The following is a 17,539-nucleotide window of genomic DNA, read 5'->3' as shown; positions in this document are numbered from 1 at the left end:
GGCGCGGAGCCGTTCAAACCTCCCGCCCCTCGGCGAAGATGCCATACTGCGTCGTCAGCATGGTGACTCCGAGGATCATCAGCACCCAGTTGACAACGAATTGCAGGCCGTTCGAGAGGAAAAGTCCCGTCTGGTTTGTAAGCCCCAGGCCATAGCGTATGCCGAGCGCCGGAATCAGCAAGACCAGCCCCACGGCAAGCAAGAGCAGAAGAAGCAGGGACCAGAAGCCGAACAAGGCTCCGCTATGCCCTCTCGTATCCTCCCAGGCGCGGCCAAAACTGTAATCCTCACGGCCCCGCGCGATGGCGGGCAGCTTGGTGCTGTAGCGGGTAAAGGCGAGAAACAGCCACACGAGCCAGGCGATGAACACAAAGCCCAGAATGCTTCCCGCCGCGTATTGCGGCATGGCTTGTGACAAGATGAGATAGGCAATGACAAGCACGGCTACCGCGACGAGGTTGGCGGCGAGCATGCCCAGCTGCAGTAGCATAATGTTGCCGAGATAACGCCAGACCAGCCGGTCCATCCTGAACTTCTGCCCGCCCTCGGCCGCCTCGCCCAGCAGAATATAACGATGCCAGTTCACCGCAATCGATGCGAAGCCAAAGGTGCTGACGAGCAGGATAAGAAACCCCGTTAGCACCAAGCCCGGAGTGATTTGTGTCCAGAATTCCGGATCACTCGAGGGCGGCATATCTGCAAAGAAGAAGAGATCGACCGCCTGAATGGCAGCGATCAGAGCCATCCAGGGCCAGCTCATCTGAAAGGCCGGCCCGATGTGCCCGAACGTCGCCCGCAAAACATGCTTGAAGGCCGGCACGGCCCGGAAGTCAGACATGGAAACCCCTGTTATGACTTATCCCTGCCGGTCACCACGCCGAGTTTCAATCAAAAAGTGTATCATTCTCCGTTTTTGACTGATTGGCAAAACTCCTGTAATGGCAGGCGGCGACGCTTGCGACCAGGAATATCGCGAGCCATGCGAGAAGACCGATGAAGCCGAAGGCCACCGGCTTCACCCAAGGCTGCGGCAAACTCTGCTGAGCGAAGAAGGCGCCAGCACCCAGAGCCCCAGCAATGGCCAGTGAGAACAGAAGCCAAAAGGTGAAGGAGAGATAGGCGATGCGGTTCTTCGCCGTGCTGCGCCAGGCGGTGCGAAGCGTGTAATCCGCATCAGCCACCGCAAGGCCGGCAAGCCAGCTCGAAAGACGGTAGAAGGTGAACAGCGCCGACAGGCCGAGAAGTGCGGCGATGACGATGGCGATTGGCTTTGCGGCAGAGCCCAGTGTCTCAGCGGCAGACGGTGCTGCAAAGGTGACAACGCTGTACGCGGCTGCCGCATAAAGTCCCAGTGCCACAATTAACAGAACATGGCCCAGCATCAGCCGCCACACAACGCCATCAAGCCTCAACCAAGCCAGCCCCCGCGGCCGCTCCCCCAGCAGGAGACGTCGGTTCCAATTGGCGGAAATGGAGAAAGCCGCGAGCAGCAGGCCAATGGCCAGTAGGCCAAAGGCAGCCATGGCCGCGGGCGGCAGCGCCTTCACATCCGGCATGCCGTTACGGAATGCGAAATACCAGACGAGCGCCATCAGCGGGATCAGCAGCACGGCCCAGGCGATTGCCAATGCGAGTCCGAAGAAGAAATGCCGGAACACTTTCTCGATGGCGAATTCGATCGCTTCCATGGGCGGCAGGCTGCGGCGGTCAGGCACGGGTCAGGTCTCCCTCAAAGATGGGGCAAAGCTATCAGAAGATAGCTCGCCACCGCTACCGCCATTGCCGCCAGATTGAACGCCAGAAGGATAAGGCCCAGCCGAAGCCCGCCCGCCACCCCCGCATAGATGGTCTTGGCGGCACTGTTGACGCCCACCGCCAGCAGGATGGCCGCAACGCCGGTTGCCGCCTGCCCGCCCATATTGGCAACGGACAGGGTAATGGCGTCGACGTCCGCCAGGCCGGAGAGGGCCGCCACCACCATCAACCCGCTGTTGCCGAACAGGCTGCGGCCAATACCAGCTGCCAGCATGACGGCGCCGAGAATGGCCCCGAAGCGCAGCACTTCTGACAGCAGGAAGGGGTTCTTGTGCACAAGGCCTTCGGGCTTCGCCTCAGCACCGCGCCCGTCACGTTTGATCAGGATCCAGGCAGCCACCGCCTGGAACAGCGCGGCTGCAAGAAGCGGCACGGAAAGCGAAAGCGCCAGCGGAAGGTTCAAAACACCCGTCAGCACGACGACGCGCGCCATCATCACGGCCCCCGCCGCGAGAATGCTGCCGGACAGGAGGCCAAGCCGTGCCCCGTTGGATTTTGCCAGGCGGGCCAATGTCAGCGTCACGACGGTGGAGGAGATGAGCCCGCCAAGTGTTGCGGCAAGCACAAGCCCGCGGGACGGCCCCACAAGCTTCACCGCCAGATATCCGATGAAGGATACCGCTGCGATCAGGATGGTGATCAGCCACAGCTGATGCGGGTTCAGCGCGCCCCACGGGTCAATCGCCCGGTCCGGCAGCAACGGCAGGGCGATGAAGGTCATCGCCGCCAGCAGCAGCGCCGACCGCAGTTCCTGCGCCGTGATCCGCGCCAGGAAACCATGCAGTGCGGATTTATAGGCGAGAAGGCCAACCGTCACCACGCCTGCACCCGCCGCGATCTTCATGTCACCCAACAGGGCGAGAGCGCCCAGCATGAACGTGACAAGTGCGGCGATCATTGTCGTCGCGCCAAAAATACCTTCCCGGGCATTCTCCCGCCAAATGAAGGCGGCCATCACAGCACTGGTAGCGACGAAGCCTGCGGCGAGGAGAATGCGGTCGCCGCCGAGCGACAAGGCACCAAACAGCCCGCCCAGCAGCCCGATCAGCGAAAAGGTGCGAATCCCGGCGGTGCGCTGGCCCTCGCCCTCATCGCGTTCCTTCCACCCACGCTCCAGCCCGATGACGAAACCGAGGGCGAGCGCGAGGCCCAAACGGGTGGCAAGTTCCTGGAGGTCCATCTCGCTCTCTCCCAGCTACTTACTTTGCCCGGGATTGATCCGGGCAACCTATCAAACCGCAGCAAAGGATGCGCGGGCCGCGCCCGCGCAAGGTGACAGGACGGAACGGATGCCGGGGGCTTGAAGCCTCAAGTGCCTGCTCAGCTCATAGCGGAATGTTGTCGTGCTTCTTCCAGGGATTCTGCAGCTCCTTGTGGCGCAGCATGTTGAGCGCCCTTGCGATGCGCTTGCGGGTGGAATGGGGCATGATCACCTCGTCCAGGAAGCCCCGCTCGGCGGCGACGAAGGGATTGGCGAAGCGCGCCTCGTAATCCTTGACGCGGGCCTTGATCTTCTCCGGGTCGCCCAGTTCCGAACGATAGATGATTTCCGCCGCACCCTTGGATCCCATCACCGCAATTTCTGCCGTGGGCCAGGCATAGTTCACATCGCCCCGCAAATGCTTGGATGCCATCACCACATAGGCCCCGCCATAGGCCTTGCGCGTGATGAGCGTGATTTTCGGCACCGTCGCCTCCGCATAGGCAAACAGCAGCTTGGCGCCGTGCTTGATGAGGCCGCCATATTCCTGCGCAGTGCCGGGAAGAAAGCCTGGCACGTCCACCAGCGTCACGATCGGGATGTTGAAGCAATCGCAGAAGCGCACGAAGCGCGCACCCTTGCGGCCCGCATCACTGTCCAGCACGCCGGCGAGCACCATCGGCTGATTGGCGACAATTCCCACCGTGCGGCCATTGATGCGGGCGAGCCCCGTCACGATGTTGCGCGCATGGGCCTCCTGGATCTCGAAGAAGTCGCCCTCGTCGACCATCTTCAGGATCAGCTCCTTCATGTCATAGGGCTGGTTTGGATTGGCGGGGATCAGCGTGTCGAGAGAAGCGTCGATCCGCTCAGGCGAGTCGAAGCTGGGCAGCTCAGGGATTGGCGAAGTGTTGGAGGATGGCAGGAAATCGATCAGCCGGCGCATTTGAAGCAAGGCTTCAACATCATTGTCGAAACCCTTGTCCGCAATGGAAGATCGGGTTGTGTGGACGGAGGCGCCGCCGAGCTCTTCCGCGGTCACCGTTTCGTTCGTTACCGTCTTCACCACGTCGGGGCCCGTCACGAACATGTAGCTCGTGTTGCGCACCATGAAGATGAAATCCGTCATGGCGGGGGAATAGACGTCACCCCCCGCGCAAGGCCCCATGATCACCGAGATCTGCGGGATGACGCCGGAGGAGAGAACATTGCGCTGGAACACTTCGCCATAGCCGCCGAGCGCATTCACCCCTTCCTGGATGCGCGCCCCTCCCGCATCGAAAAGGCCGATGATGGGCGCGCGGTTCTGCAGCGCCATGTCCTGGATCTTGGTGATCTTGCGCGCATGCGCCTCGGAGAGCGAGCCGCCGAAGACGGTGAAGTCCTTGGCGAACACATAGACCACCCGGCCATTGACCGTCCCCCAGCCGGTGATGACGCCGTCGCCGGGGAGCTTCTGGGTTTCCATGCCGAAATCCGTGCAGCGGTGCTCCACGAACATGTCGAACTCCTCGAAGGAGCCTTCATCCAGCAGCAACTCCACCCGCTCACGCGCGGTGAGCTTGCCCTTGGCATGCTGGGCGGCCACGCGCTTTGCCCCACCCCCGGCCCGCGCCTGAATGCGGCGGGCTTCGAGTTTCTCAAGGATCTCCTGCATGGTGGCACTCCGGGCAAATGAGGTTCGAGGGGTGTTAAGCTGCGCTGACGGCCCCGTCAAATCAGCCGAAAGGCTGATCTGCCGAAGCCGCGGTCTGGCAGAACCCGGCAATGCACCAGCTGAGATGTCTTGCGCACGCCTCGCCCACGTGCTCTCAGATCCGCAATCCGGGCGAAAACCGGACGGCGATATCGGACACTCAACGGCAGGGCATTCGCAGATGGCGAGCAGCGACAGAAGCACCGGACATGCGGCGAAGCCCGCGATCATTGACCGCGCCAAGGATCAGATCCGGCAATTCCTGCTGATGTTCTTCTATCTCTGGGTCCAGTTGACCCTCTTCGTCCTCAATGACCGTATCGCGCTCAATGAGCATGGCCTCACGCTCACGTTCAACGGACTTGCCCTTGTGAACGCATTGGTGCTGGCCAAGGTGATGCTGCTGATGGAGGATTTGCATCTGTCGCGCTGGCTGGACAACCGGCCGCTGATCTATTCCATCATCTACGAATCCGCCCTGCTCTCCGTGATGTTCCTGGTCTTCCACGTGGCAGAGCGGCTTGCGGTTGGCATGTGGCATGGCCACACGCTGGAAGGCAGCCTGCCGATGATCGGCGGCGGCGGCTTTTCCGGGGTCGTGAGCGTGGCGCTCATCCTGTTCTTTTCACTGCTGCCTTTCTTCGCCTTCAAGCATCTGACGCGCGCCGTCGGTGCCGCCCGGGTGAAGGCGCTGCTGTTCAAGGCACCGGGCGTAACGGGCGAGTAACACGCGAAACGGAGATCCCCCTCAGCCCCGCGCCAGTTCCAGGAACCGGCAGCAGGCCATGAATTCCGTGTAACGCGCCAAGCGCCGCGCCTGCGCCTCGTGGTCCTGGCCCCAGAGTTCGATCTGGTAATCCTCATCCACATGGGCGGCGAGCCATGCGGCTTCAGGAATGGCCGCACCGCGGACAAGCATCATGGTGATCAAGGCAGAGCCCGTCAGCGTCATCAGGGTGTGAAAGGCGGCAAGCTGGAAGTCATTGAGTTCTGTAACGCCCAGGCCAAAGGCGGCGAGGGCTGAAGCCGGCTGCGCCCGGTGAATGACACCTTCTGCCACGTCGAAGGGCGCGTCCATGGTGATGCGTGCCCAGTCGACCACCGGGTCCCAGGCCAATGTTTGCCGCTCGACCAGTTCCGGCGGGCGGTCAGCGCGGTAGCAGACGAGATCGCTGTTGGCATAGTCCAGTACCTCTGCCTCGATACGGGCCCGGTCCGGCTGCACCCGGTCGATCGCCGTATTGGCAAGCTTGGTGAACACCATGGTGGAGGGCTTGATCTCGGCTTCTTGCGCCTCCCACTCCGCAGCAACGGCGTCTGCCAGCGCGCGTGTGGGCAAAACCAGCGGCATGCGAAGCGGGGTCTTGACGGCGCGGCCATCAAGCGCGATGCCAAGGTCATCCGTCACCGTCACGGTCTTGTAGAAGCGGCGCTTTGCCGTCATGCCGGCCGATCCTGCCAAAGCTGTTCAAGCTGCTGCTCCAGCTCTTTGAAATCATTGGCTATCGTGTGGGCGCCCGCAGTCAGCAAGGACTCCGCCGGGTGATTCCCCCAGGAGACAGCTGCAGCTGCAACTCCGGCCTCCCGTGCCATGGCGATATCATAGCTCGTATCGCCGATCATGATGGCTGCGGAAGGTGCAAGCCCCGTTTCGGCAAGCGCCGTCACGATCATGGACGGGTGCGGCTTGGAAGGGTGATCGTCGGATGTCTGCACGGTTGCGAACCAGCCCTCAAGCCCATGCTTTTCCAGCAGATGAGAAACGCCGCGGCGCGATTTCCCCGTGGCAATGCCAAGCAGAACGTCTTCGCGCGCGCGCAGTTTCACCAGCAGGTCGAGCGCTCCCGGAAACAGATCTTCCTTGTGCTCGCCCCATTCCCTGAACTCCCAAAAGGCCTGCTTATAGGCAGCGCTCAGCCGCTCATGCGTTCCCTGCTCTTCCCCCGGCGCCAGCGCCTTCATCGCCTCGTGAAGCGAGAGGCCGACGATGGACATCATCCGCACCCAATCGGGGACGGCCAGTCCTTCCGCCTCGAAGGCGGCGGTGATCGAAGCGGAGATCATGGCGCTGCTGTCCACCAGCGTGCCGTCGACATCGAATATTGCGAGCTTCACGCCTCGCCCTCCTCAAAGCGGTTCGGATCGAATCCCAAGGCGGCGAAGCTCTTCACCATATGCTCCGGCAGCGGGGCGGAAATGTCGATGAGCCCCGCACGCGGATGCGGGAACACAATGCGCCTCGCGTGCAGGTGCAGCTTTGGGTCCAGCCCTTCCGGCATGCCCTCGAGGCCGCCATATTTCTCATCGCCAATGATCGGTGTTCCGATATGCGCCATGTGGGCGCGAAGCTGGTGCTGGCGGCCGGTCACGGGCTTGAGCGACATCCAGGCCGCGGCGGGCGGCGCTTTATCGATAACGGCATAGAAGGTCACCGCGCGCTGCTCGTCCTCCTCCTCGCCCTCGCGCGAGGCCCGCATGCGGTCACCTTCCGGCCCCTTGGCCTTGATGAGCGCCACCTCGATCCGGCCCTGCGGCGGCTTCGGCACGCCTTTGACCAGGGCCCAATAGGTCTTCTTCACTTCGCGCGTGGCGAAGAGCTTGCCCAATGCGGCCGCCACGGAGCGCCGCTTGGCAATCACGATGACGCCGGATGTATCCCGGTCCAGACGATGGACCAAGAGCGGGCGTTCGCCCAGCTCCACGCCCAACCCCATCAGCAGCCCATCGAGGTGGTGATGCGTCTTGCTGCCGCCTTGCACGGCCAGCCCAGAAGGTTTGTTCAGCACATAAATGTCCCGGTCTTCATGCAGCACCATCGAGTCGAAGAGCCGCCGCTCCTGCGGGCTCAAGGGCTTCATGTCTTCTTTCGGAAGGTCCGCGGGCCTCGTGTCGAAGGCGAGGGGTGGCACGCGGATTTCCTGCTCCGCCGCAAGCCTGGTGCTGGTCTTGGCGCGTGCACCAGCAACCCGCACCTGGCCCGTGCGGGTCAGCTTGTTGAGATAGGCGAAGGTCACCTGCGGAAAATGCACCTTGAACCAGCGGTCGAGCCGCATGCCGGCTTCTTCCGCCGTCACCACATGGCGCTTGACCTCGTTCATGCCGCGTACAAGGTGCGGATGAGATTCAGGCCCGCAAAGACCGCGATCAACGAGAACAGCACGGACGCTGCCAGATAGGCCCCGGCGGCGAGCGTCGCCTTCCGTTCGACGAGAAAGACGAAATCGAGCGAGAAGGCCGAGAATGTGGTGAAGCCGCCCAGGATACCGGTGGTCAGGAACGCCCGCATCTCCTGGCCCAGATTGAGCTTCATCGCCATCAGGCCGGTGAGCAGACCCATGATGAAGCAGCCCAGCACATTGACGATCAGCGTGTGCCATGGAAACACACCGCCGAAGATGCGGCCCGCCCAGACATTGACGCCATAGCGCGCCGCCGCCCCGATTCCACCGCCGATCGCAACCCACAGAACGATCGGCATCACAGCCAGCCCTTGCTCTTGAAATAGTAGAACGGAAGGATCGCGGACATCACCATCAGCACAATTGCGAAGGGGTATCCGAACGTCCATTGCAGCTCCGGCATGAAGGCGAAGTTCATGCCGTAGATGGAGGCCACCAGCGTGGGTGGCAGGAATACGACAGCTGCCACCGAGAAGATCTTGATGATGCCGTTCTGCTCAATCGAGATCAGGCCCAGCACCGCGTCCAGGAGGAAGCTGATCTTGCCGGACAGGAACGTCGCATGGTCGGTGAGCGAGACGATGTCACGCTGCAGGATCTTGATCCGCGCCTTGTGCTCCTTCATCAGCTTGTTCTCGCGCACCTGATCGGTGATCGCCTGCATGAAGGCGACGGCCCTTCCGATGGAGACGAGGCTTTCCCGCATCTTGGAGACGAAGTCCCCCTCTTCGCCAATGTTCTCGATGAGCTCCTGCAGGTTCACGCTGCGGCGCGGGTTCTGCTTGTGGACGCCAGCGAGGTTGCGCTTGGCGCCGAAGGTCTTCTTTGACGTCTCGTCCACGATCTGCCCGGCGCGCTCCAGATGATCGGCCGCGCGGTCCACCACGGCTTCGAGCAGCGAGATCAACACACCCCATCCCGTCAGCGCCGTCGTCTGCGGCTTCATTGCCCGCTTCACATAGGCCGGAAAGGCCTGCGGGTGATGATAGCGGATGGTGATGAGCGTATTGTCCTTGATGATGAATGTGACGGGCGAGGATTCCGGCTCGTCATGCTCGCCGCGGCGGATCAAATTCGCCGTCATGAAGGCTGCGCCATCTTCCTGGTAGAGGCGGGAGGAGGCCTCGATCTCCGCCAGTTCTTCGCGCGTTGGAATGTCGATGCCGAGCGCTGCCTCAACGGCAGCCTCCTCGGCGGCAGTGGGTTCGACCAGGTCCAGCCAAACGGAGTCCGGCGGCACCTCCGGTGTGGCGGCGGCCTCGAACTCGGTCAGGCAGCCATTGGCCGCTCCATAGGCAGTCAGCATTGGCGGACTCGAACTGGTTACGGGGGTTCGTCCCTTCCGTAACCCTCATGCGCCCGGTTGGCAAGCCATGCGGGCAGCGAGGCGTCAGCCCCAGTCCAGCACCACCTTGCCGCAGCTTCCCTGCTTCATCAGCGCAAAGCCCTGGGCATAATCCCCGGCCTTTATCCGGTGGGTGATCACCTTCCGCACATCGAGCCCCGATTGCAGCATGGCGATCATCTTGTACCAGGTCTCGAACATCTCCCGGCCGTAGATCCCCTTAATGGTCAAGCACTTGAAGATGACCCTGTTCCAGTCGACGCTGGTGGGGCCAGACGGAATGCCGAGCATGGCGATCTTGCCGCCCATGATCATGTGATCCACCATCTGGTCGAAGGCCCGTGGAGCGCCGGACATTTCGAGCCCGATGTCAAAGCCCTCGCTCATCTTCAGCCGTGCCATCACGTCGCGCAGGTCATCGCGCGAAACGTTAACCGTAACCGCATCCGTCACCTGGTTGCAGAGCTCAAGGCGGTAGTCGTTGATGTCCGTCACCACAATGTGGCGTGCCCCCACATGCCGGCACACCGCCGCCGCCATGATGCCGATGGGTCCGGCGCCTGTAATCAGCACATCCTCCCCCACCAGATCGAAGGACAAGGCCGTGTGTACGGCGTTGCCCAGCGGATCGAGGATTGCGCCGATCTCGTCATCGACTTCCGGCGGAAGATGAATTGCGTTGAAGGCCGGTATGCGAAGATACTCCGCAAAGGCGCCGGGCACGTTCACCCCCACGCCCTTGGTTTCCGGATCGAGGTGAAAATGTCCGGCTCTGGCCATGCGGCTCTTCATGCCAATCAAATGCCCCTCGCCCGACACGCGGTCTCCCACCTTGACGGTCCGCACATGGCTTCCGACTTCGGTGACCACGCCTGCGAATTCATGCCCCACCACCATGGGAACAGGGATCGTCTTCTGCGCCCATTCATCCCATTTCCAGATATGGAGGTCGGTGCCGCAAATGCCGGTCCGCGCAACCTTGATGAGAATATCTTCCGAACCGATCTGCGGCACGGGCTCATCCCGCATGATCAGGCCTTCGGCCTTGTCCGCTTTCACCAATGCACGCATCTCAGATCACTCCCAATTCTTGCCCAGCTGCGGTGAAGGCCGCAATGGCCTGATCGATATCCTCTGCCGAATGCGCCGCCGACATTTGCGTGCGGATCCGCGCCTGACCCTTGGGCACCACCGGAAAGAAGAAGCCCGTCACATAGATGCCCTTGTCATAGAGCTTTGCCGCCATCTCCTGCGCCAGCTTCGCCTCCCCCAGCATGACGGGGATGATCGGGTGTTCGCCCGGCAAAAGTTTGAAGCCAGCCGCCGCCATGCCGGCGCGGAAGCGCTGCGCATTGGAAACCAGCGTAGCGCGGAGGCCCTCGCCCTGTTCAGCCAAATCAATGGCTTTGATGCCCGCCGCAACGATGGGGGGCGGCAACGCATTGGAGAAGAGATAGGGTCTCGCCCGCTGCCGCATCAGGTCCACGATGCTGCGCCCCGCTGCGATGTATCCGCCGGCGGAGCCGCCAAGGGCCTTGCCGAGCGTTCCCGTCAGAATATCGACCTTCACACCGGCGCGGTGCGGCGTGCCGCGGCCTTGCGGCCCGATGAACCCCGTGGCGTGGCAGTCATCCACCATGACCAGCGCATCAAAACGGTCCGCCAGCGCGCGCACCTCCTTGAGCCTGGCAAAATAACCATCCATTGAGAACACGCCGTCGGTCACCACGATCACGCGCCTCGCACCCCCTTCACGTGCCGCCTTCAGCTGCGCTTCAAGGTCATTCATGTCACCATTGGCGAAGCGGAAGCGCTTTGCCTTGGAGAGCCTGATCCCGTCAATGATGGATGCATGGTTCAGCGCGTCAGAAATGATCGCATCCTGCTCGCCGAACAGCGGTTCGAACACTGCACCATTGGCATCGAAACAGGCCGCGAACAGGATGGACTCTTCCATCTGCAGATAGTCCGCAATGCGCCGCTCCAACGCCAGGTGGAGGTCACTGGTGCCGCAGATGAAACGGACCGAGGCCATGCCGAGCCCGTGTGTTTCCAGCGCCTCGCGCGCAGCGGACAGGAGGTCCGGATGATCCGCCAAACCTAAGTAATTATTGGCGCAGAAATTCAGAACCTCGCGCCCGCCCTTGACGGCGATGTGGGAGGACTGTGGCCCAAGGATGGGGCGCTCCGTCTTCCATAAGGATTGAGCTCGGATGTGCTCGAGTTCGGCGGAAATGTCTTGAAGTGTTGTGCTCATGGAACCAAGCCTAGCCCGGCCCGCGCTCAGGGAAAAGCGTCGAAGTCATTCACCTGACGACGACGCGGGTCCCAACCGGCACGCTGCCGAACAGCTCGAACACATCCTCGTTCAGCATGCGAATGCAGCCGGAAGATGCGGCCTTGCCGATGGACCACGGTTCATTGGTGCCATGAATGCGGTAAAGCGTATCTTTCCCGTCCTTGTAGAGGTAGAGCGCACGCGCCCCCAGCGGGTTCTCCGGGCCACCCTTCATCTGCACGGGTAGCTTGGGGTTGCGCTGGCGCATGTTGGCGGTGGGCGTCCATGTGGGCCATTTGGCCTTCCGCCCCACCTGCGCCGTGCCATGCCAGGCAGCCCCTTCGCGGCCCACGGCAATGCCATAACGCACCGCGCGGCCCGGTCCCGTCACGTTGTAAAGGAAGCGGTTCTTGGCATCAATCACGAGCGTTCCGGGCGCTTCCGGGCCGTCGAACCGCACGTCCTGCCGCCGGAACTGCGGCGGAATCTTGCGCTGATTGACGATATCGATGTTGAACGGCTGGTCCGGGATCACGCCGGTCACCCAGTCCGAATCCAGATTGTCGCGCGCCGCCAAGGCAGGCCCGGCAAGCGCCAGAAACAGGCCGGAGGCAAGAAACTGTCGTTTGGTGAGTCGCATCGGCCCCTCATAGGAGCAATCGCACGTGATTTGAAGCGCGGCCACGCAAGTGCTACGAGCCCCTCATGACAAACCCCATCCACATTATCGGTGCCGGCATGGCCGGTTCGGAGGCAGCCTGGCAGGCCGTGAGCCAGGGTGTCCCCGTCATCCTTCACGAAATGCGCCCGAAGCTCGGCACTGATGCACACCGCACAGGCGGCTTCGCGGAACTCGTTTGTTCCAACTCCTTCCGCTCGGATGATGCCGAGCAGAATGCCGTGGGCCTCCTCCACTGGGAAATGCGGCGCGCCGGATCTCTCATCATGGCCACTGCGGACCGCCATCAGGTTCCTGCCGGTGGTGCATTGGCGGTGGACCGGGATGCCTTCTCGGCGGACGTCACCGAAACACTGAAGCGCCATCCGCTCGTCACCGTGGCCGAGGGCGAAATTGCAGGCCTTCCCCCAGACGACTGGGGCAACGTGATCATCGCCACGGGCCCTTTGACGTCACCTGCACTTGCGCAAGCCGTGCGTGGGCTTTCGGGTGAGGACTCGCTGGCCTTCTTCGATGCCATTGCCCCCATCGTCCACCGCGAAACGATCGACATGGAAACGGCCTGGTTCCAGTCCCGCTATGACAAGGTGGGCCCCGGCGGAACGGGGAAGGACTATATCAACTGCCCGATGAACCGTGAGCAGTATGAGAATTTCGTCCGCCTGCTGATTGAGGGCGAGAAGACCGACTTCAAGGAATGGGAAGCATCGACGCCCTATTTCGACGGATGCCTTCCCATTGAAGTGATGGCTGAACGCGGGACCGAAACCCTGCGCCATGGGCCCATGAAACCCAGGGGCCTGACGAATGCCCACAAACCGGAAGAGAAGGCCTATGCCGTCGTCCAACTCCGGCAGGACAACAAGCTCGGCACGCTCTACAATATGGTGGGCTTCCAGACGAAGCTGAAATACGCCGATCAGGTGAAAGTGTTCCGCACCATTCCCGGATTGGAGAAGGCGGAATTCGCCAGGCTCGGGGGCCTGCACCGCAACACTTTCCTCAACAGTCCGCGCGTGCTGGACGGGCAGCTGCGCATGAAGGCCGCCCCCCGCCTGCGCTTCGCTGGCCAGATTACCGGTGTTGAAGGATATGTCGAAAGCGCCGCCATGGGCCTCATCGCTGGCCGCATGACCGCGGCAGAGGCGCTTGGACAGTCCTTCGCGCCGCCACCTCCCACCACGGCGCACGGCGCCCTCATCAACCACATCACCGGCGGTCATCTGGAAACGACGGATGGCCGCGGATCCTCTTTCCAGCCCATGAACGTCAACTTCGGCCTCTTCCCGCCCATCGAAAAGGTGAAGATGAAGGACGGCGTCCGGCTGAAGCACACCGAACAATCCGTCGAAAGAAAACGCGCCTATACGTCTCGCGCTATGGCCGATTATGAAGCGTGGCTGGGTGACGGGGCGTTGCAAGCGGCGGAGTAAAACGATGAATCCGTCACCCGCTTTCTCCGCCCAGCAGCGGGATGCCAGCCTTCGCTGGCATGACGGCGCGAGGGGGTGATACCGCGAGGACAAAGCGGCAGCGTAACGTCCTCCAAACCCATGAATCCGTCACCCCAGCGAAGGCTGGGGTCCCGCTTTCTCTGCCCAGCAGCGGGATGCCGGCCTTCGCTGGCATAACGGCGCGAGGGGTCCGCGCGAGTCCTCTAACCCCAGCGCCGCGCCGTCCACCACATCACCAGCTGACGCCGCAAAGGTGATACCGCGAGCGGCGCATCGGGCGACTTGGCGATCTGCTTGAGATAGAGCCCCGTCAAGCTCAAGGGCAGAAACGCTGGCAATACGCTCGTGGAAAGCAATGGAATGAGGTCCAGTGCCTGAACCAATCTGTTTTGCGCGTGCTCCCGCAACGCCCTCGCATCCATGCCCTTCGGCACAAACGGCTCGCGATGTTGCGGGTCGCCCAGGATCAGCGCCAGCCCCTGCGCCACGCCCGCCAGCCCCGCGCAGTCGCTGGCCTTGGCTGCAGCACCGCTGTCGAGGATCATCGCGGCCATCATGATGAGGCGGGAATAAGCCTCGCCCATATAAGCCTCAAGCTCCAAGATCCCCGGCATGCGATCGTGAAATAGATCGAACTCATGGGCGGTAATGAGGTCAACCAGCGCCTGCTTCGGAAGCTGTCCCGCCTTGATGGCACGGGCCAATGCCTCGGCCACCGGATGGCCCGCGCCATCGCCGCCGTCATAGAGACTGTCGATTGTATCCCGCCACCATTGCAGCCGGATCATGCCGATATTGGGATCGCTCACAACATCACGCACCCGCAGGATCTCGGCATTGAAGGCATAGAGCGCCAGCAAAGCTTCGCGCTTGTCGTCCGGCGCGAAGAGGGTGGAGAGATACCGGTCGCGGTCATGGACCCGCACGATCTCCTCAACCGGGCTCATGCGGGACGGTCCACGACGATCAAGGCGGCTGCCACGCGGCGCTTTTCTTCGAGCAGCAGATTATAGGTCGAAACGGCATGCCCTGTGGCCATGGAGTCTATCATCAGGCCTGCCGCCACAAGGGCCTCGCGCACGGGCCGCGGCGGGCGGGCCATGTCGCGGCCCATCCCGATGATGAGATGGTCAAAGCTGTCCTTCTCCGCCAGCACCCGCTCGAAATCGGCAAGGGTCAGCAAGTCTGGGTTTGGGTCCCAGGCATAGATGCCTGACGGTAGTGCCAGGATCGATCCCCGATGCGACATTCCCGCAAAACTGAAGCCCCCACCGCCATAGGTTTCGATGGGGGCCAAGCCCGGGTAATGCGCCGTCACGGACGGGCGGCGGCGGCGGCTGCCTTTGCGTCGGTCACCGTCTTCTTCTCGCTCATCACCGTGCCAAGGAGGATCAGCACGGGAGCCGCGATGAAGATCGAGGAATAGGTGCCGATCAGCACGCCCCAGATCATGGTGAAGGTGAAGCCGCGCAGCACCTCGCCGCCGAACACGTAAAGCGCGATCAGCGCCAGCATGGTGGTGACGGAGGTGAGAATGGTGCGCGGAAACACCGAGTTGATCGAGAAATCGATCAGATCGGCAAGATTCATCGATTTGTACTTCCGCATATACTCGCGGATCCGGTCGAATACGACCACGGTGTCGTTCAGCGAGTAGCCGACGATCGTCAAGATCGCCGCGATGATCTGCAGGTTGAACTCGATCCGCAACACGCAGAACATGCCAATCGTGATCAGCACGTCATGCAGGAGGGACAGGACCGCTCCTGCTGCAAACTGCCACTCGAACCGGAACCACACATAGATCAGAATGCCGGCAATGGCGGAAACAACCGCGATGATGCCCTGCTCGGCCAATTCCGCGGAAACCTTGGGGCCGACGACTTCGACCGAGCGGAACTCGACGCCGGAGCCCAGCGCCTCCTTCACCTTGGCAATCGTCGTCTGTTGTGCCGCATCGCCGCCTTCAACGGCGGGAAGGCGGATCAGCACGTCATTAGGTGAGCCGAATTCCTGGATTTCCGCCTGGCCGAAGCCCAGTTCCGAAACTTGCCCACGCAGCTGCTCGATATTGGCGGGCTGCGCGGTGCGGATCGTCATCACTGTGCCACCCTTGAAGTCCACGCCCACATTGAGGCCAAGGAACACAAAGAGCAGGATAGAGGCGACCGAAATGATGCCCGAAAAGAAGAACCCAAAGCGGCTGAGCCGCATAATCGGGATCTTCGTGTCGTCGGGAATGAAGCGGATTGGCTTGAATCTCATGATGTGACCTCCGCTCTCAGAGCGGAACCTCCTTGGGCTTGGCCCAGCCGACCCACACGGACACAATGTAGCGCGTTACCGTATAGGCCGTGAACACGGTGGTCAGAATGCCGATGGCATGGGTGATGGCGAAGCCCTTCACCGGCCCCGAACCGACGCCGAACAGAACCACGGCCGCGATGAGTGCCGTAAAGTTCGAGTCGAAGATGGTGGCGAAGGCCGATTTGAAGCCGGTTTCAATGGCGCTCATCGCGGTGCGCCCGTTCCGCCACTCTTCCCGCATGCGTTCGAAAATGATGACGTTGGAGTCCACCGCCATGCCCATGGTCAGCACGATAGCGGCGATGCCAGGAAGCGTCATGGTGAAGCCGAAGAAGCTCATCGCGGCAATCAGCATGATGAGGTTCACGATCAGCGCCAAATTGGCGAAGATGCCGAACAGCCCATAGGCGATGACCATGAACACCATCACCAGAATGAGGCCGATGATTGAAGCGTGGTAGCCGGCCGTGATCGAGTCAGAGCCGAGGCTCGGGCCCACGGTGCGCTCTTCGACGATGGTGAGCTTGGCGGGCAGAGCACCCGAACGCAGCACGACCGCCAGGTTGTTGGTCTCATCCACCGTGAAATTGCCGGAGATCTGGCCGGAGCCGCCGAGGATCGGCTCATTGATGCGCGGATAGCTCATCACCAGATCGTCGAGGACGATGGCAAAGGGCTTGCCGACATTGTCGCGGGTCAGGCGGCCGAAGCGTTCGGCACCCTTCTGGTTGAAGCGGAAGGAGACGACAGGCCGGTTGCTCTGGTCGAAGGCGCCGCGTGCATCCGTCAGGTCCGCGCCGTCAATGGTGGCGCGGGTCGAGGTTTGAACCCAAAGAACCTGCTTCGGGTCTTCCTTGAGCGGCACGGCCTTGCATTCGGGCGGCGGATTCTGGCCCTGCGCCGTGGGCTGGGCTTCGCACAGAAGCTGGAACGTGAGCTTCGCCGTACGGTCGAGCCTGCTCTTTACTTCCTGGCTGTCCTGCACACCGGGGAGTTGGACCACGATGCGGTCCCTGCCCTGCTGCTGGATGGTGGCTTCGACCACGCCATCGGGGTTGACGCGCTTTTCAACGATCTTGAGCGACTGGCTCACCGCCTGCTGGATCTTGCTGTCGATGCCCTTGTCGTTGAAGCTGAAGGTCACCTGCTGACCGTCAACGCTCACGTCGAACAAGGCAGAGGCAACGCTGCCGCCGCCAAACAGGCCACCCGAGTCGACGGGCTGCGCCAGCTTCCGGAGGCCCACGAGCGCCTTGTCCATGTCCTCGGGCTTCGTGATGCGCACCCGCACGCCGTCTGGCGCGCGGTTGATGCCGTTGTAGCCGATCTTGTCCTCGCGCAGCGTCGAGCGGATGTCGCCCACCAGCTGCTCGGTCAGCCGCTTCTTAAGGTCGTCGCGGTCGATTTCGAGCAGGATGTTGACGCCGCCCTGAAGGTCGAGACCCAGTGTCATCGGCCGCAGGCCATAGGGGCGAAGCTGATTCTGGATGTTGGCGGGCAGCACATTGGGTAGAGCGAAGATGATGGCGATCAGCACCGACGCAAGAATGCCCAGGGCCTTCCATTTGCTGAAATGCAGCATCGG

Annotated in this window: 18 protein-coding genes; 2 read left to right on the top strand and 16 right to left on the bottom strand. The window is 62.1% G+C overall.

The genetic code is table 11. The annotated features are described in order from the left end of the window. Nucleotides 1–13 precede the first annotated feature (13 nt). The 4 genes from ACO06F_RS20990 to ACO06F_RS20975 form a co-directional block, all read right to left on the bottom strand. Nucleotides 14–838 carry a hypothetical protein gene (locus ACO06F_RS20990; protein ID WP_421694648.1) on the bottom strand — a complete coding sequence of 275 codons (825 nt, stop codon included), beginning with the start codon at nt 836–838 and terminating at the stop codon, nt 14–16. 46 nt (nt 839–884) lie between these two features. Beyond that, entirely contained in the window at nt 885–1,715 is an 831-nt protein-coding gene (locus tag ACO06F_RS20985; RefSeq protein WP_421694647.1) for a hypothetical protein, read from the bottom strand. 14 nt (nt 1,716–1,729) lie between these two features. Further along, nucleotides 1,730–2,995, bottom strand: a complete 1,266-nt coding sequence (locus ACO06F_RS20980) for an MgtC/SapB family protein (protein ID WP_421694646.1) — start codon at nt 2,993–2,995, stop codon at nt 1,730–1,732. Between the two features lie 145 nt (nt 2,996–3,140). Then, a complete protein-coding gene (locus ACO06F_RS20975) occupies nt 3,141–4,673 on the bottom strand; it encodes an acyl-CoA carboxylase subunit beta (protein ID WP_421694645.1) in 1,533 nt (510 codons plus the stop codon). A 220-nt stretch (nt 4,674–4,893) separates the two neighbouring features. On the opposite strand from ACO06F_RS20975, the gene ACO06F_RS20970 reads away from it, so the two are divergent. Continuing rightward, nucleotides 4,894–5,439 carry a hypothetical protein gene (locus ACO06F_RS20970; RefSeq protein ID WP_421694644.1) on the top strand — a complete coding sequence of 182 codons (546 nt, stop codon included), beginning with the start codon at nt 4,894–4,896 and terminating at the stop codon, nt 5,437–5,439. Nucleotides 5,440–5,460: 21 nt separating this feature from the next. On the opposite strand, the gene ACO06F_RS20965 is transcribed toward ACO06F_RS20970, so the two are convergent. The 8 genes from ACO06F_RS20965 to ACO06F_RS20930 form a co-directional block, all read right to left on the bottom strand. Continuing rightward, nucleotides 5,461–6,156, bottom strand: coding sequence for an ATP12 family chaperone protein (locus ACO06F_RS20965; protein WP_421694643.1), 696 nt, complete (start codon nt 6,154–6,156; stop codon nt 5,461–5,463). Continuing rightward, nucleotides 6,153–6,827, bottom strand: a complete 675-nt coding sequence (locus ACO06F_RS20960; protein WP_421694642.1) for an HAD-IA family hydrolase — start codon at nt 6,825–6,827, stop codon at nt 6,153–6,155. Before ACO06F_RS20960 ends, ACO06F_RS20965 begins: the two co-directional genes overlap by 4 nt. Continuing rightward, nucleotides 6,824–7,810 carry an RluA family pseudouridine synthase gene (locus tag ACO06F_RS20955; RefSeq protein WP_421694641.1) on the bottom strand — a complete coding sequence of 329 codons (987 nt, stop codon included), beginning with the start codon at nt 7,808–7,810 and terminating at the stop codon, nt 6,824–6,826. Before ACO06F_RS20955 ends, ACO06F_RS20960 begins: the two co-directional genes overlap by 4 nt. Further along, nucleotides 7,807–8,190 (bottom strand): fluoride efflux transporter CrcB, encoded by a 384-nt coding sequence (gene crcB / locus ACO06F_RS20950; RefSeq protein ID WP_421694640.1) that lies wholly within the window; start codon nt 8,188–8,190, stop codon nt 7,807–7,809. Before crcB ends, ACO06F_RS20955 begins: the two co-directional genes overlap by 4 nt. Next, nucleotides 8,190–9,197, bottom strand: coding sequence for a magnesium/cobalt transporter CorA (corA, locus tag ACO06F_RS20945; RefSeq protein WP_421694639.1), 1,008 nt, complete (start codon nt 9,195–9,197; stop codon nt 8,190–8,192). The genes crcB and corA overlap by 1 nt, the downstream gene beginning before the upstream one ends. An 84-nt stretch (nt 9,198–9,281) precedes the next feature. Beyond that, complete coding sequence (gene tdh, locus ACO06F_RS20940) at nt 9,282–10,307, bottom strand: L-threonine 3-dehydrogenase (RefSeq protein ID WP_421694638.1); 1,026 nt, start codon at nt 10,305–10,307, stop codon at nt 9,282–9,284. 1 nt (nt 10,308) lies between these two features. After that, nucleotides 10,309–11,493, bottom strand: a complete 1,185-nt coding sequence (locus tag ACO06F_RS20935) for a glycine C-acetyltransferase (RefSeq protein WP_421694637.1) — start codon at nt 11,491–11,493, stop codon at nt 10,309–10,311. Between the two features lie 49 nt (nt 11,494–11,542). Continuing rightward, nucleotides 11,543–12,154 carry a L,D-transpeptidase gene (locus tag ACO06F_RS20930; RefSeq protein WP_421694636.1) on the bottom strand — a complete coding sequence of 204 codons (612 nt, stop codon included), beginning with the start codon at nt 12,152–12,154 and terminating at the stop codon, nt 11,543–11,545. Nucleotides 12,155–12,219: 65 nt separating this feature from the next. Between ACO06F_RS20930 and trmFO the strand changes: the two genes are divergently transcribed. Beyond that, nucleotides 12,220–13,626 carry a methylenetetrahydrofolate--tRNA-(uracil(54)-C(5))-methyltransferase (FADH(2)-oxidizing) TrmFO gene (trmFO, locus tag ACO06F_RS20925; protein ID WP_421694635.1) on the top strand — a complete coding sequence of 469 codons (1,407 nt, stop codon included), beginning with the start codon at nt 12,220–12,222 and terminating at the stop codon, nt 13,624–13,626. Between the two features lie 224 nt (nt 13,627–13,850). Here the strand turns inward: trmFO and ACO06F_RS20920 are convergent, their stop codons facing one another. The 4 genes from ACO06F_RS20920 to secD are packed head-to-tail and all read right to left on the bottom strand — an operon-like array spanning nt 13,851 to nt 17,536. Continuing rightward, on the bottom strand, nt 13,851–14,594 hold the full coding sequence (locus tag ACO06F_RS20920) for a phytoene/squalene synthase family protein (protein ID WP_421694634.1): 744 nt from the start codon (nt 14,592–14,594) through the stop codon (nt 13,851–13,853). Beyond that, nucleotides 14,591–14,965, bottom strand: a complete 375-nt coding sequence (locus tag ACO06F_RS20915) for an Mth938-like domain-containing protein (RefSeq protein WP_421694633.1) — start codon at nt 14,963–14,965, stop codon at nt 14,591–14,593. The genes ACO06F_RS20920 and ACO06F_RS20915 overlap by 4 nt, the downstream gene beginning before the upstream one ends. Further along, complete coding sequence (secF, locus tag ACO06F_RS20910) at nt 14,962–15,912, bottom strand: protein translocase subunit SecF (RefSeq protein WP_421694632.1); 951 nt, start codon at nt 15,910–15,912, stop codon at nt 14,962–14,964. The genes ACO06F_RS20915 and secF overlap by 4 nt, the downstream gene beginning before the upstream one ends. A 16-nt stretch (nt 15,913–15,928) precedes the next feature. Then, a complete protein-coding gene (secD, locus tag ACO06F_RS20905) occupies nt 15,929–17,536 on the bottom strand; it encodes a protein translocase subunit SecD (protein ID WP_421694631.1) in 1,608 nt (535 codons plus the stop codon). Nucleotides 17,537–17,539: the final 3 nt, after the last annotated feature.

The organism is Aestuariivirga sp., from assembly GCF_965227715.1.
Lineage (GTDB): Bacteria > Pseudomonadota > Alphaproteobacteria > Rhizobiales > Aestuariivirgaceae > Aestuariivirga.
Note: the sequence above shows the minus strand (reverse complement) of the source record. Positions and strands in the feature narration are given on the sequence as shown.